The sequence below is a fragment of the Candidatus Andeanibacterium sp. genome (assembly GCF_057143545.1).
In genome coordinates, this window is record NZ_DBNHSF010000226.1 from 1 (window position 1) to 13380 (window position 13380).

General features: G+C 63.6%; 17 protein-coding genes. 5 read left to right on the forward strand and 12 right to left on the reverse strand.

The genetic code is table 11. The annotated features are described in order from the left end of the window. A partial coding sequence (locus AC16XC_RS13060) for a DUF418 domain-containing protein (protein ID WP_484035099.1) occupies window positions 1–878 on the forward strand: 878 nt, incomplete at its 5' end. Here the strand turns inward: AC16XC_RS13060 and AC16XC_RS13065 are convergent. The 3 genes from AC16XC_RS13065 to AC16XC_RS13075 form a co-directional block, all read right to left on the reverse strand. Beyond that, window positions 875–2005 carry an amidohydrolase family protein gene (locus tag AC16XC_RS13065; RefSeq protein WP_484035100.1) on the reverse strand — a complete coding sequence of 377 codons (1131 nt, stop codon included), beginning with the start codon at window positions 2003–2005 and terminating at the stop codon, window positions 875–877. The genes AC16XC_RS13060 and AC16XC_RS13065 overlap by 4 nt on opposite strands. Before the next feature lie 143 nt (window positions 2006–2148). After that, window positions 2149–2610 carry a nuclear transport factor 2 family protein gene (locus AC16XC_RS13070; RefSeq protein WP_484035101.1) on the reverse strand — a complete coding sequence of 154 codons (462 nt, stop codon included), beginning with the start codon at window positions 2608–2610 and terminating at the stop codon, window positions 2149–2151. Then, window positions 2607–3305, reverse strand: coding sequence for a nuclear transport factor 2 family protein (locus tag AC16XC_RS13075; protein ID WP_484035102.1), 699 nt, complete (start codon window positions 3303–3305; stop codon window positions 2607–2609). Before AC16XC_RS13075 ends, AC16XC_RS13070 begins: the two co-directional genes overlap by 4 nt. Window positions 3306–3377: 72 nt before the next feature. Between AC16XC_RS13075 and AC16XC_RS13080 the strand changes: the two genes are divergently transcribed. Together AC16XC_RS13080 and AC16XC_RS13085 are read left to right on the forward strand one after the other, a co-directional pair. Next, the gene (locus AC16XC_RS13080) at window positions 3378–4307 is read left to right on the forward strand and encodes an SDR family oxidoreductase (RefSeq protein ID WP_484035103.1); all 930 of its coding nucleotides are present in this window, start codon (window positions 3378–3380) and stop codon (window positions 4305–4307) included. Window positions 4308–4401: 94 nt separating this feature from the next. Further along, window positions 4402–5277, forward strand: coding sequence for a dienelactone hydrolase family protein (locus AC16XC_RS13085; protein WP_484035104.1), 876 nt, complete (start codon window positions 4402–4404; stop codon window positions 5275–5277). A gap of 34 nt (window positions 5278–5311) precedes the next feature. Here the strand turns inward: AC16XC_RS13085 and AC16XC_RS13090 are convergent, their stop codons facing one another. From AC16XC_RS13090 to AC16XC_RS13130, 9 genes are all read right to left on the reverse strand, one after another. Beyond that, a complete protein-coding gene (locus tag AC16XC_RS13090) occupies window positions 5312–6115 on the reverse strand; it encodes a CmcJ/NvfI family oxidoreductase (RefSeq protein ID WP_484035105.1) in 804 nt (267 codons plus the stop codon). Next, window positions 6115–7146: an aldo/keto reductase gene (locus tag AC16XC_RS13095; protein WP_484035106.1), complete on the reverse strand. Its 1032-nt coding sequence runs from the start codon at window positions 7144–7146 to the stop codon at window positions 6115–6117. Before AC16XC_RS13095 ends, AC16XC_RS13090 begins: the two co-directional genes overlap by 1 nt. A gap of 71 nt (window positions 7147–7217) precedes the next feature. Further along, on the reverse strand, window positions 7218–7583 hold the full coding sequence (locus tag AC16XC_RS13100; RefSeq protein WP_484035107.1) for a hypothetical protein: 366 nt from the start codon (window positions 7581–7583) through the stop codon (window positions 7218–7220). Between the two features lie 103 nt (window positions 7584–7686). Further along, window positions 7687–8646 (reverse strand): Gfo/Idh/MocA family oxidoreductase, encoded by a 960-nt coding sequence (locus AC16XC_RS13105; RefSeq protein ID WP_484035108.1) that lies wholly within the window; start codon window positions 8644–8646, stop codon window positions 7687–7689. 132 nt (window positions 8647–8778) lie between these two features. After that, window positions 8779–9687 (reverse strand): class III extradiol dioxygenase subunit beta, encoded by a 909-nt coding sequence (locus AC16XC_RS13110; protein ID WP_484035109.1) that lies wholly within the window; start codon window positions 9685–9687, stop codon window positions 8779–8781. A 1-nt stretch (window position 9688) separates the two neighbouring features. Next, window positions 9689–10111: a protocatechuate 4,5-dioxygenase subunit alpha gene (ligA, locus tag AC16XC_RS13115; protein ID WP_484035110.1), complete on the reverse strand. Its 423-nt coding sequence runs from the start codon at window positions 10109–10111 to the stop codon at window positions 9689–9691. 1 nt (window position 10112) lies between these two features. Next, entirely contained in the window at window positions 10113–10421 is a 309-nt protein-coding gene (locus AC16XC_RS13120) for a DUF2218 domain-containing protein (protein WP_484035111.1), read from the reverse strand. Further along, entirely contained in the window at window positions 10421–11446 is a 1026-nt protein-coding gene (locus AC16XC_RS13125) for an amidohydrolase family protein (RefSeq protein WP_484035112.1), read from the reverse strand. The genes AC16XC_RS13120 and AC16XC_RS13125 overlap by 1 nt, the downstream gene beginning before the upstream one ends. Beyond that, complete coding sequence (locus tag AC16XC_RS13130; protein WP_484035113.1) at window positions 11443–12264, reverse strand: NAD(P)-dependent oxidoreductase; 822 nt, start codon at window positions 12262–12264, stop codon at window positions 11443–11445. Before AC16XC_RS13130 ends, AC16XC_RS13125 begins: the two co-directional genes overlap by 4 nt. A gap of 143 nt (window positions 12265–12407) precedes the next feature. Here AC16XC_RS13130 and ligK point away from each other — a divergent pair, with 143 nt between their 5' ends. Next, a complete protein-coding gene (ligK, locus tag AC16XC_RS13135; protein WP_484035114.1) occupies window positions 12408–13082 on the forward strand; it encodes a 4-carboxy-4-hydroxy-2-oxoadipate aldolase/oxaloacetate decarboxylase in 675 nt (224 codons plus the stop codon). A gap of 26 nt (window positions 13083–13108) precedes the next feature. Continuing rightward, on the forward strand, window positions 13109–13380 hold a 272-nt coding region (locus AC16XC_RS13140), incomplete at its 3' end, for a PrpF domain-containing protein (RefSeq protein ID WP_484035115.1).

A 13380-nucleotide genomic window follows, 5' to 3' on the forward strand; every position in this document is an offset into this window, starting at 1 on the left:
TCGGAACCTTGCATGTCATTTTCTATCGCGGCGACATCCTGCAGGTGTTGGCCCTCGTCGGCCTCCTGCTGGTCCCGCTCGACCGCATCAGGTCGGACCGCGTGCTGCTGGTGCTGGCGGCGCTCGCGCTCGCGCAATTGCCGCTGTGGTGGCGGCTGTGGGCGGCCGGTGACGGACAGGCCTGGGCGCTGGCACAGCCACTATACTTCAGCTGGGGCAGCCTGCCGACGCTGGCCGAAGGCAGCTTCGGCGCCGTCGCGCTCGACAATCTTGGGCCGGGCACGGTCGGCAAATGGTCCTTCTATATCGAGAACGGGCGGGTGATGGAGATTGCCGGCCTGTTCCTCATCGGCATGCTGCTGCAGCGCCGCCGCCTGTTCGCCGATGCGGGCGCGCGGCGCGGCTTCTGGCTGGTGGTGGGCCTTGCCGGTGCGCTGGGGTGGCTCGCAGCCCAGGGCATGACTCAATGGATCGAGGCCAATCCGCTCGATCCGCGGCAGGCGCAAACCGGGGCATGGTTGCTGGAACAGGCGCGCGGCCTGCCGGCGATGGCGTTCCAGGTCGCCGTATTCGTCCTTGTCTGGCATTCGCCCGCGCGGCTTCTCCTGGCATGGCTGGCTGCGCCGGGGCGGATGACGCTGACGCTCTATATCGGCCAGTCGATAGTCTTTGCGCCGCTGCTCTACGGTTACGGCTTCGGCTGGTGGGACGACCTTACCAATGCCGAAATGGTGGCCATCGGCGTCCTGACCTTTGCCTTGCAGGCAGTGCTCGCTGCGCTGTGGTTCCGTGCCTTCCGCTACGGTCCGCTCGAATGGCTGTGGCGCGCCGGAACCCGCACCACGCTGGCCGTTCCGCTGAGGAGGACCGCCGCCTAACCGTGAATCCGGAAGACCTGCCGGGCATTGTCTTCCATCAGCATCTGCTTGTGCTCGTCCGACAGGTGCATGCGGTCATAGGCCGCGACCTCGTCGTAGCTTTGCTGATAGGGGTAATCCATCGCGTAGAGCACGCGCTCGGGTCCCAGCACATCCATGCAGAATTTGATCGCCGGCTCCCACGCCACCCCGCTGGTGGTGATCCAGATATTGTTCCTGAAATAGTAGCTGACGGTCTGTTCGAGCTTGACCTGCTTGCCGCCGCGCAGATGCGCGCGCCCGTCGGCATTGCCCTGCATCCAGTCGAAGCGATAGAGCTGGAGCGGCATGCACTCTCCCATATGCCCGATCACGAGGCGCAGCTTGGGAAAGCGATCGAACGCGCCCGAGAAGATCAGCCCCATCGTGTGCAGCCAGACATCGTGCGGGAACCCGCCCAGTGCGCCGAAGAAACCGCGCTGCTCGTAATGCGGCGCGTTGAACGGCGCGGTCGGGTGGATATAGAGCGCGAGGTCGAGTGCTTCGAGCGCTTCGAGGATCGGGAAATACTCCTCCTCGTCGAGATAGTGCCCCTGGAAGTGCGAATTGAGCACCGCGCCGTTGAGCTTGAGCTCGTTCGCGGCCCGTTCGAGCTCCCTGACCGAGCCAGCGACATCGCGCGGGTCGAAGGCCGCGCATGCGCTGAACCGCTCCGGATGGTTGCGGCAGGCCTCGGCGGCAATATCGTTCGCCTCGCGGGCGAGCGCGGTGCCGTCGCCCGGGCGGACGACCTGCACCCCGGGTGCCGTCAGCAGCAGGAGCTGCCGGTCGATCCCGTATTCGTCCATGTGGGAGAGGCGCAAATCGCCCAGATCCTGCAGCATTTCCTGCAAGGAAGGCATATTGGCGAACATGCCTGCCATCTTGAGCGAGTCGTCCGCCGGGGCTTCGCCCGACTGGAGATAATCGACCTGCGCCTTGACCAGCGCCGGGAAGGTCCAGGCCTCTTCGGTCGCGATCCTTTTGTAGGGCGCATCGCGGTCGATATGGCCCGCGCGCGGCGCGAGGCCGATCCGCGTGCGGTGGCTGAAATCTTCCTTGAAATGGCCCTTGAGGCCTTTCTCGCTACCGTCTTCGAGCTTGGGCATTTTCCCTCCCTTAATAGCCCTCTCCCCTTCAGGGGAGAGGGTTGGGAGAGGGGGCGCGTCGCTGATGGCGCACACCATGTTCCCCTCTCCCTCCGCGCCTGCGGCGCTCCTCCCTCTCCCCTGAAGGGGAGAGGGCAATTGCTTCAAAACATTCCATTTGAATTCCTGCACTCGGCCGGATCGGGCACTTGCTGCATCACATCCCAATGCTCGACGATATAGCCGTCCGCGATCCGCAAGATGTCGACCACCGCCCAACCGCGTTCGTCCATGGTCCGGCGGAAATGGTGGTGGACCGCGACGAGATCGTCGGGACCCCAGATGACCCGTTTTACCTCATGGGTCAGCTCGGGATTGTTGCGCACCGCCGCGGCCAGCACTTCGAGCGTCGCATCGCGTCCGGTCGGCGCATTGGGGTTGTGCTGGATATAGTCGGGATGCATCCAGCAGAGGAAGGCGTCGGTCGGATTGTCCTCGACATAGAACAGCTGGATGAAACGCTCGGCGACGGTCCGGTTGTCGAGAGTCTCGCGGCCTGAAACATCGCGCGGGTCGAACGGGGGCGCGGCCGGATCCCACGGCAGCACCCCGGGCCCTGGTGTCACTTGGCCTCCTGCCCGGCAAGGAGCTGCCCGAATTTGGGATGGGCGAAATGCATCGGCACGTCCTGGCGATAGGGCCAGGTCTTGCGATGATGCTCGGCGGACAGCAACCGGTCGGGACCGAGCGGGTCCTCGGGCCAGGTTTTCGTCGCGGGTTGGAGATGGCTGGTGGTATGGGCCCAGCCCTCCTCGTAATTGCCCTGCCACTGCATCATGTAGTCGAGCCGCTTGATCTTCCAGATCCCGTCTTCGCGGACATAGTCGTTCTCGTAGATGCCGGCTTCCATGAATTGCTGGGGCATCATCTCCTCGCGGGTGTCCTGGAAATCGTCATGCCAGCCGCCCAGCAGGATCCCGTGGAAGCGGCCCTTGGCGGTCTTGCGGTCGGGCGCGACGGTGATGATGTCCTGCATCTGGAAATGGTCGAGCAAGAGGCCGTCGACCGGACCCGGCCTGCCGCCGGTAAAGCGCCCCTGGATCCAGTCGCCATAGAGCCGCTTGATGCCCTTGTGGCCGACATATTCGCCCGACAGGAACACGACCACGCCATCCTCGGAGAACAGTTCCGCGACCTCGTCCGGGCGGTTGAAGTCGATATAGTAACCATAGGCCCAATGCAGCCGGCGGATCGCCTGGATATCCTCCAGCACACCTATCCGATGCTCGAGTTCCTGCAGCCGCCGTTCGACATCGCTCATTTGCGCTCTCCCAATTTGTGCCCCATGGTTTACTAACGATCGTGACAATTTTGGCGAGAGGATTCTGGGACGATGAGCGAGGTTGAACGCCCCTGGGAAGGACGGGTTGCCTTCATAACCGGTGCCGTGACGGGGATCGGGCTGGGCGTGGCGCAGGCCTTTGCCGATGCCGGCATGCGATTGGCGCTGAGCTACCGCAACGAGGACGACAAGGCGCGTACGGCCGAGTGGTTTGCGGCCAAGGGCTATGAGCAGCCGCTGTTCCTCAAGCTCGACGTGACCGACCGGGCGCGGTTCGCCGAAGTGGCGCAAGAGGTGGTCGACCATTTCGGCGAAGTGCATGTGCTGGTCAACAATGCCGGGGTCTCGGTGTTCGGCCCGACCGACGAGGCGAGCTATGACGATTACGACTGGATCATGGGGGTCAATTTCGGCGGGGTGGTCAACGGCCTGGTAAGCTTCCTGCCGAAGCTCAAGGCGAGCCAGGGCCGCCGCCATGTCGTCAACATCTCGTCGATGGCGGCGTTCCTGCCGGGTCCGCAGGCGGGTATCTACACCGCCAGCAAGTTTGCGGTGCGAGGGCTCACCGAGAGCCTGCGCTACAATCTCGCCCCGCACGGGATCGGCTGCTCGTTGTGCTGCCCGGCGCTGACCCGCACCAATGCCTGGACCAGCGCGCTGAAGCGCCCGGAAGGCTTTGCCGAAAGCGGCTTTCCCGAAGAGGACGAGGCGGCGCTCCGCCAGTTCGGCACCGCGTTCGAAGAGGGGATGGACCCCTACGAAGTCGGCGCCAAGATTCTCGCCGGGATGACAAGGCAGGACGGGCTGATCCTGACCCATCCCGAGCACGGCCCCGATTTCGAGGAAATCCATGCGAAAGTAATGGCTGCCCTTCCGGACGAGGAAGCGCCGCCTGGGCGCCTTCACATCGAGGAGTTGCGGCGCAAGGCGATGCGCGATGCCGAAGCGGGATTGGTCATCAGGCTCGACGATTTGACCTGACCGCGGCGGCCGAAATTGACAAAGTCCACTGGACGCAAGGTTTATCGGCGCTATCTTCCCCGGCCAACGGGAAACGAGATTCCAGGAGAGAAACATGTGTGACGATTTCACCGCCATCGATGACGAAAAGACACTGGCGAAGCGCGGCCTCAATCGCCGGCAATTCGCTGCCATGAGCGCCGTCACGGTCGGGGCGATGGGGATCAGCACGGCCTGTGCGGCGCAGGATGGCGGGGCCGGGCCGGTCGAGACCGCCGTTTCCATCCCCACGCCGGATGGGACGATGGACGGCTTCTTCTTCCATCCCGCCGAAGGCAAGCATGCCGCGGTGATCATGTGGCCCGATATTGCCGGGGTGCGCGATGCCAAGATGGTGATGGCGCGAGAGCTGGCCGCTCGCGGCTATGCGGTGGTGCTGGTGAACCAGTATTACCGGACCGCCAAGGCGCCGATCATGAGCTCGATTTCGGAATTCTTCCAGCCGGGTGCACGCGAACGGCTCGGCCCGATGATGGCCGTCCTGAGCAATGCCGGCACGATGAGCGATGCCAGGGCGATCGTCGCCTGGCTCGATGCACAGCCCCAGGTCGATACGGCGAAGAAGATCGGCGTCGAAGGCTATTGCATGACCGGCAGCTACGCGATCCGCTGCGCTGCCGCCGTGCCCGAACGGATCGGCGCGGTCTCATCCTTCCATGGCGGCGGGCTGGTGTCGGATGCGCCCGACAGCCCGCACAAGCTGCTTGGTCCAACGGCCTATTACCTGATCGCGATCGCCCGCAACGACGACGAGCGCAACCCAGGCGAGAAGGAAGCGCTGCGGCTTGCGGCAGAGGACCAGGGCGCGGGCGCGCGGATCGAGGTGTTTGCCGGCGATCACGGCTGGATGGTGCCCGACGCTCCGGCCTATCACGAGATCGAGGCCATGCGGGGGCGCGAGATGTCGCTGTTCCATTACGCCAAGCTCTGACCCCCCCTGGAACGAAGGGATTTGACGGGGCCGCTTACTCGAACCAGTAGGCGGTCCCGCGCATTTCGAGGCTGATGCGCGGCGGCGAATCCTCGCCCGCAAGCGGGTTGCGGAACGCGCCATGCGGCATCATTTGCGCGCGGGCGGGATCGCTTTCGCTGGTCTTGAACACCAGCGCTTCGTCAGGCTGCATGTCCGAATAATAGAACCAGCGATGGGTCGGGTTGGCCTCGAGCAGGTAGTTCGGAAAGCCCCATTCGGGGCTGCCGTCGAGCGGATCGAAGATCGCGTCGCAATCGATCAGGTCGCTGTCCGAGAGGCTGTCATAGGCGCACAGGCCGAGCGGCACATCCTGCGGTGCGCCCGAGAGCGCCCGCCAGACATTGTACTGCGCCGAGCGGGCGATGGTGCGGCCCGGTGGCGCGGCTTGCGCGCGGGCAGCAGCTGCCGCCTCCCTCGACATGTCGACATGGACGAACCATGCCGGGTGCGAATTGTCATGCGCTGCGTTCTCGCCAAGCCGCTCGGAAAAGCGGAGGATGCCGAACGGAGTCATCACCACTTCGTCGCATCCGGTGACGCGCTTCAAAAGCTCGGCGATCTCGCCGCGATGGACCTTCGCCACTTCGTCGAGATCGGTCAGGTCCGAAACCGCGCTTGTGTGCCTGACCAGCTCGAATCCCTCGCGGTCGAGGCTGGTCTCCAGCCCGCGCGCATCGGTGATTTCGACTTCGGCCGGCTTGAGCGGGACGAAGTCCTTCTCATGCGCATTGGCATAGAAATAGGGCTTGCGTTCGGTCCGCTCGCTGTAACCGATCTCGGCGCGGAAAGTACCCATCAGGCGTCCTCGAATTCCTCGGTGTCGATCGTCGGCTTGATCGCATCGTGATAGCGATGGCCGGCGACCGTGTCGTGATTGATCAGCGCGTCCGCACGGTCAAGTATGTCCTGCGGGATGGCCAGGTTCGCCGCCTCGAAATTGTCGGCAAGGTGCTGTGGATCGGTGGTTCCCGGAATTACATGGACATTGTTGCCGCGCGAAAGGACCCAGTTGAGTGCCAGCTGCCCCGGAGTAACCCCGGCTTCCCGGGCAAGTTCGACCAGGCCTTCGATCAGCGCGAGATTGTGCGGCCAGTTCTCCTTGCTGAAACGCGGCATCTTGGTGCGCAGGTCGGATTCCTCCAGCGTCGAGGGATCCTTGAGCACGCCGCCCAGCGCGCCGCGACCGATCGGGGAAAATGCCACGAATGCGATGCCCAGTTGCTTGCAGGTATCGAGCACGCCGAGTTCGACATTGCGGGTCCATAGCGAATATTCGGTCTGGACCGCGGCGACAGGATGGATCGCATGCGCCTCGCGGATATGCGCGGAGGACCATTCGCTGACGCCGTAGGCGCCGATCTTGCCCGCATCGATTGCCCGCTTGAGCGCGCCGACCGATTCCGCGATCGGCACCTTGGGATCGAAGCGATGCATGTAGTAAAGGTCGATATGGTCGGTCTCCAGCAGTTCGAGGCTGGTCTCGATCGCGCTGGCGATGGCGCCTGCGCTGCAATCGACGCCGCGCCTGGGCCCGTCGACCACGATCCCGCATTTGGAGGCGAGGAAGAACTCGTCGCGCCGCCCCTTGAGCGCCTCGGCGATCAGCGCCTCGTTCTTGCCCGCCCCATAAATCCGGGCGGTGTCGAGATGGTTGTAGCCAAGATCGAGCGCGCGATTGAGGAGTTTGAGCGCCTCGTCATGCGACGGCGGAGTGCCATAGGCCCAGGAAAGGTTCATGCAGCCCAGTCCGACCGGGTGCAGGTCTCGTCCAGCGAGTTTGCGAGTCAATGATTTGCCTTTGTCGTTGCCAAGCGGGGAATCGTGCAACGCCCCCTAGGCTGAAGGGAGGTGCGGGCGCAACGGCCCGATTGCGGAATGATCTTGCCTGGCGCCCGGTCCTATCGGGCGAGGGCGCCGCGGGCCCAGCTGTAAAAACTGTCCTGCAGGACCGCGAGATCGGCGACGGACTGGCGATAGCCCGCCAGATCGTCCTCGATCGAGGCCATGCGATATTTTGCCTGGTGCTGGGCGAGTCTCTGACGGACTTCAGAGAATTTCTGTTCGAATTCGGCCTTGAGCTCGGGATTCCTGTTCAGCCGGTCATCGCCGTTGATGGCCGGAATCATCTCCGAAACCAGTCTCGCGAATTTGGTCCTGAGGCCGACAATGTCGCGGGCGGTCTTGCCGCCATCGTCCTGCAGCGCGGCCTGCATCTCTTTATGGGTCTTTTCGATATCGGCCAGAAGAGCGTCCAGCTGGGCCATGGCATCCTCCGATCTAGTTATCGTTGTAACCAACATCCGCCTCTCGGCCCGATGCGTCAAGCCTTATGCCAGTGGCCGGTTAACAAGCCGATAACCATCGCAATCAGGACCAGCCGTCCTGTGCTTCGAGCGATGCCGCCAGTTCGCCAATCACCCGATAGCAATCGAGCACGCTCGCCACCGAAGAGTTCGGCTCGCGGCCCTCGCGGATCGCGGCGATAAACTCGCGGTCCTGCAATTCGATGCCATTGTTCGACACGGCGACCCCGGTGAGGTCGATCGGTTCTTCCTTGCCGGTCACGAGATCGTCGTAGCGTGCGATATAGGTCGCGCTGTCGCCGATATAGCGGAAGAAGGTGCCCAGCGGCCCGTCATTGTTGAAGCTCAGCGCCAGGGTGAGGATCTGCCCGGCCGCGGTCTTGAGCTGGATCGACATATCCATCGCGATGCCGAGCTCCTTGTGCCTGGGCCCCTGGATTGCATTGGCGGTGATCACCTTCGATCCGGTCATGTACTGGAAGATGTCGATCGTATGCGCCGAGTGATGCCACAACAGGTGGTCGGTCCAGCTGCGCGGCTCGCCCTTGGCGTTCATGTTCTTGCGGCGGAAGAAGAACGTTTCGACATCCATCGCCTGGATCGTGAATTCGCCGGCATCGATCCGTTGCTTCACGAACTGGTGTGCGGGATTGAAGCGGCGGGTGTGGCCGACCATGCAGACCAGGCCGGTTTCCCGCTGCTTGGCCTCCACCGCCAGGGCATCGCCCCAGCTGTCCGACAGCGGGATCTCGACCTGCACATGCTTGCCGGCATCCATGCAGGCGATCGCCTGCTCGGCATGCATCTGGGTCGGGGTGCACAGGATCACCGCGTCGACATCGTCGCGTTCGAGCGCTTCGCCGAGCTCGGTTCCCGAATGCTTCGCACCGTATCTGGCGGCCACTTCGGCGGCCTGCTCGGCGCGGCGGGAAATGACCGAGGTGATTTCGACCCCGTCGATATTCTTGAGGCCGTCGAGATGCTTTTCTCCGAAAGCTCCGGCGCCGGCGAGGGCAATGCGCATAATTATCTCCCTCTCCCCCTTTGGGGAGAGGGCCGGGGAGAGGGGCAGTCTCTCGCTCCGGCCCTTCGAAAATGGTTGGGAGGACGGCCCCCTCTCCCAACCCTCTCCCCTGAAGCGGAGAGGGCTAAACGTTCAGGCCCGGGCGAGGCTCTCGCCGCTCATCACCCTGCGCGGGTTCAGCGCTTCGCCGGCGGTAGCTTCCGGTTGCAGGATGAGTGCGCCAAGCGCGGTGTTGGAAGCCGGGATGTGATAGAAGGTGTAGAGGTCCTTCACCCGGTCGCCAAGCGCTCCGCGCATGATCAGCCACATCACCAGTTCGATTCCTTCCGAGCCGGCTTCGCGCAGATATTCGATATGCGGCATCTTGCTCAGGGTTTCGGGGTCCTCGATCAGCTGCTCGATGAAGTTGAGGTCGAACTCCTTGTTGATCAGCCCGGCGCGCGGCCCCTGCAGCTGGTGGCTCATGCCACCGGTGCCCCAGACATGGACGTTGAGGTCTTCGGGGAAGCTTTCGACTGCGGCCCTGATGCTGTCGCCCAGCGCAAAGCAGCGGCGGCCCGAAGGCGGCGGATAGGTGACGACGTTGACCGGCATCGGGATGACCTTGCACGGCCATTCCTCGGGCTCGCCGAAGATCATCGACAAAGGCACGGTGCAGCCATGATCGACATCCATCTGGTTGAAGATGGTCATGTCGAAATCGTCGAGGATCAGGCTCTGCGCGATATGCCAGGCAAGATCGGGATGGCCGATCACGTCGGGCACGGGGCGCGGCCCCCAGCCTTCGTCGGCCGGCTTGAACACCTCGCCGCAACCGATCGAGAAGGTCGGGATGATGTTCATGTCGAACGCGCTGGCGTGGTCGTTATATACCAGCACGACCACGTCGGGCATGTTGCCCGGTTGCTTGATCCATTCGCGGATCGGGTCGTAGCCGGCGAACACCGGGCCCCAGTACTTGTCGCGCGACTTGCCGGTCTGGATGGCGGCGCCGAGCGCCGGGATGTGGCTTGATGTGATGCCGGTGGTTACGCGTGCCATGTCAGTACTTTCCCTTGATCGAGCGGACGCCTTCGGGCGAGCGACCGCCCTTGAGCATCATTTCAGCATATTCTTCCTGGGTCATGCCGGTCATCGACCCAGCGGCGAACTGGAAGCTTTTCCCGTCGGTCGAGAACAGCTTCGAGAGGAAATAGACATTGCCGCCTTCGTCGATCATCGCATTGTAATCGCGGGCCAGCACGGCCTTTTTTGCCGCATCGGACATGTCCCATTCGTCGAGATAGGCCTTTTCGTCGGCGAGGAAGCGCTTGCGGTTCTCTTCCTTCATCAGGCTCATCGCGAACTGGTTGAGCCAGTAGCCCTTGCGCGCGCGCTTGGCGGTGAACACGCGGGTGCCTGGAATATCGTCGAATTCGGCGAGATATTCGTGGATGTTGATCCGCTCTTTCTTCTTTTCGGTCATTTCAGGAATCCTCGGGGTCTTTCCACTCGTAAGCAAGGGGCGCTTCGCGAGAGGCGAAACGGTCTAGGTGGCGTTCTATCACGCCACGCAAATGTTTGTTGCGTTCGGCATCGCCGGTCACCAGCGTGATCGCGATCCCGCCGGGACGCGCAGTCATCACCGCGTTCTCCAGATCGGAAAACGGGAACGCGCCCATGCCGTCGCCCTCGTCATAGGTCGAAGCCATCTTGTGGCTCCAATGGCTGACGAGCTGCTTGATATAGCGCTCGGGCTTCTCGCAAGCCGCAAATCCCTGGGCGGTCGCAGGCATCAATACCCCTTGTCCTTCAAGATCCGGTCGAGCCGGGGATAAACCTTACGCGCATTCCCTTCGAAGATGGCATGCTTCTCTTCGTCAGAGATATCGAGCGCGTCGATATAGCGCTTGGTGTCGTCGAAATATTGGCCGGTGGTGGGATCGATCCCGCGCACCGCGCCGACCATTTCCGAGCCGAACAGGATGTTCTTGTTTTCGATCACATCGGCCAGCAGATCGATCCCCGGCTGGTGGTAGACGCAGGTGTCGAAGAACACATTGTTCATCAGATGCGTGTCGAGCGCAGGCTGCTTGAGCATGTCGGCGAGGCCGCGATAGCGGCCCCAGTGATACGGCACCGCGCCGCCGCCATGCGGGATGATCAGCTTGAGCTCGGGGAAGCGGGAGAACAGGTCGCCCTGCAGCAATTGCATGAAGGCGACCGTATCGGCCGCGAGGTAATAGCCGCCGGTGGCGTGCATCGCCGGGTTGCAGCTGCCCGAGACATGGATCATCGCCGGGACTTCGAGCTCGCACATCGCCTCGTAGATCGGGAACCAGTATTCGTCGGTCAGCGGCGGGTGGGTGAAATGCCCGCCGCCGGGGTCGGGATTGAGGTTGCAGACGACGAAATTCATTTCCTCGACGCAGCGGCGCAATTCCCTGACGCTTTCCTTGAGGTCCGACTTGGGACTTTGCGGCAGCATGCAGCCGCCGATGAAGGTGTCGGGGAACAGCTGGGTAACGCGATAGATCAGGTCGTTGCAGCGCCGGGCCCATTCGCTGGCCACAGCCTGGTCGCCGATATGCGGCGCCATGGCCGAGGCACGCGGCGAAAAGATCGTGAAATCGGCCCCGCGTTCCTTGATCAGCTTGAGCTGGTTAGCCTCGATCGTCTCGCGGACCTCGTCGTCCGAAATCTCCGGATAGGGCGGGCATTCGGTTCCGTTCCTGAACGCTTCCTTCTGCGCTTCGCGCCAGGTCTCGTGCCCCTTGGGGAGCACCGTATAATGGCCGTGACAATCGATGATCAGGCTCATGCCGCTGCTGTCCTCTCGTCCGTCCTGTCTTTAGCGGCGCGCCGTTGCAGCACCACCGTGCCGCGCGTCATAACGGGTTCGATCCCGAGGTCCAGCAGGGTCTTGGCAACTTCTTCCATCTCGGCCGCCCGGCGAAGCCCATGGGTCTCCATCCGCTCGCGGTTATAGGCGCTCTTGTCGGCCCAGCCGGTCTTGCGTTCGCTGGCGTCGAGCGAGGCCATCACCTCGTCGAACACGCCGGCGGCACGCGCGGCACTGGCGCATTCGTAGGTCAGCGCTTCGAGGCCCTTGACCATGATCGAACGGATCATCTTGATCGCGCTCGCCCGGCCCACTTCGTCGCCGACAATCCGCTTGTTTCCGAAGCCGAGCCGGTTGAGCAATTGTTCGGCCTCGGGCGCGGCAGGGCCCGAAAGCAGCAGCGGTACATCGAGCGCTGCCGGTTCGACCGGCGCCATGACCGCCACGTCGACATAGTGCCCGCCCGCCATCCCGATCGCTTCGGCCGCGGCCCGCTTGGTTGCCGGCGCGACCGAATTCATGTCGCACCAGACCGCGCCGGGAGCCAGCGCAGTCGCTCCTTCCCGGGCTACCGCGAGTGCGGCGTCGGCGGTCACCAGCGACAGCACGATCTCCGCACCGGCGAGCGCTTCGGCGATACTCGTCGCGTGAGCTGTTCCGCATGCCTCCATCGCGATCCGCCGCTCGTCGAGAATATCGAAGGCGCGTGCCGCTTCGCCCCAGTGCCCCGCGCGGGCAAAGGTCGAACCGGCCTCGCCGAAGCCGATCAGGGCCAATCTGGGGAGCTGCCTGCTCATCGACGGAATCGGTTGTCCTCTCGGGCGATCTCTTTAGAGAATGTAAGTGTTACTTACAAGTTTACCAGTCGGGGGTTCCCGCTTGACCTGAGCGCTTGGCTGGCTGAAAGCGCGCTGCGCAGCAAGCTTGGGAGAAGAGGCCAATGAGCGGAGTCGTCGTCCAGAATATCGAGCGGGCCGACAAGGACGTGGTCGATGGGCTCGGGGCTTGCGGCGTCGCCACCGTGCACGAGGCGCAGGGCCGGACCGGCTTGCTCGCTTCCTATATGCGGCCGATCTATCCGGGGGCCAGGATCGGAGCCAGCGCCGTGACGATCAGCGCGCCGCCGGGCGACAACTACATGGTCCATGTCGCGATCGAGCAATTGCAGGATGGCGACGTGCTGCTGCTCGCGCCGACCAGCCCGTGCGAGGATGGCTATTTCGGCGACCTGCTTGCCACCAGCGCGCAGGCGCGGGGCTGCCGGGGGCTGATCATCGACGCCGGGGTGCGCGACGTGCGCGATCTCAAGGAGATGGATTTCCCGGTCTGGTCGAAGCGGGTCTTCGCGCAGGGGACGATCAAGGCCAGCCTAGGCAGCGTCAACGTGCCGGTTGTCTGCGCCGGGGCCTATGTCGAGCCGGGCGACGTGATCGTCGCCGACGATGACGGGGTGTGCGTGGTCAAGCGCGGCGACGCCGCGGACGTGCTCAAGAAGGCGCAGGCGCGCGAGGCCAACGAGGCCGAGAAGCGCGAGAAGCTCGCCTCGGGAGTGCTCGGGCTCGACATGTACGGCTTCCGCCAGAAGCTCACCGATATGGGGCTCAAGTGGATTTGACCCAGGCTTCGGCACCTGTGTTGTGGATGCGGGGCGGCACGTCGAAAGGCGGCTATTTCCTCGAATCCGACCTGCCGAGCGATCCGGCCGAGCGCGACGCGTTCCTGCTCAAGGTCATGGGTTCGCCCGATCCGCGCCAGATCGACGGTATGGGCGGGGCCGATCCGCTGACCAGCAAGGTCGCCGTGATCCGCAAATCCGAGCGCGACGGGATCGACGTCGACTATCTTTTCCTGCAGGTGTTCGTCGACCAGGCGATCGTCACCGATGCTCAGAATTGCGGCAATATCCTCGCCGG

What these genes read in the sequence shown, in the direction of transcription:
- AC16XC_RS13065 (WP_484035100.1), bottom strand. Translation starts at nt 2,005, where the DNA reads ATGCCCAAGCTCGAAGACGGTAGCGAGAAAGGCCTCAAGGGCCATTTC.
- AC16XC_RS13075 (WP_484035102.1), bottom strand. Translation starts at nt 3,305, where the DNA reads ATGAGCGATGTCGAACGGCGGCTGCAGGAACTCGAGCATCGGATAGGT.
- AC16XC_RS13080 (WP_484035103.1), top strand. Translation starts at nt 3,378, where the DNA reads ATGAGCGAGGTTGAACGCCCCTGGGAAGGACGGGTTGCCTTCATAACC.
- AC16XC_RS13085 (WP_484035104.1), top strand. Translation starts at nt 4,402, where the DNA reads ATGTGTGACGATTTCACCGCCATCGATGACGAAAAGACACTGGCGAAG.
- AC16XC_RS13090 (WP_484035105.1), bottom strand. Translation starts at nt 6,115, where the DNA reads ATGGGTACTTTCCGCGCCGAGATCGGTTACAGCGAGCGGACCGAACGC.
- AC16XC_RS13100 (WP_484035107.1), bottom strand. Translation starts at nt 7,583, where the DNA reads ATGGCCCAGCTGGACGCTCTTCTGGCCGATATCGAAAAGACCCATAAA.
- AC16XC_RS13105 (WP_484035108.1), bottom strand. Translation starts at nt 8,646, where the DNA reads ATGCGCATTGCCCTCGCCGGCGCCGGAGCTTTCGGAGAAAAGCATCTC.
- AC16XC_RS13110 (WP_484035109.1), bottom strand. Translation starts at nt 9,687, where the DNA reads ATGGCACGCGTAACCACCGGCATCACATCAAGCCACATCCCGGCGCTC.
- ligA (WP_484035110.1), bottom strand. Translation starts at nt 10,111, where the DNA reads ATGACCGAAAAGAAGAAAGAGCGGATCAACATCCACGAATATCTCGCC.
- AC16XC_RS13120 (WP_484035111.1), bottom strand. Translation starts at nt 10,421, where the DNA reads ATGCCTGCGACCGCCCAGGGATTTGCGGCTTGCGAGAAGCCCGAGCGC.
- AC16XC_RS13125 (WP_484035112.1), bottom strand. Translation starts at nt 11,446, where the DNA reads ATGAGCCTGATCATCGATTGTCACGGCCATTATACGGTGCTCCCCAAG.
- AC16XC_RS13130 (WP_484035113.1), bottom strand. Translation starts at nt 12,264, where the DNA reads ATGAGCAGGCAGCTCCCCAGATTGGCCCTGATCGGCTTCGGCGAGGCC.
- ligK (WP_484035114.1), top strand. Translation starts at nt 12,408, where the DNA reads ATGAGCGGAGTCGTCGTCCAGAATATCGAGCGGGCCGACAAGGACGTG.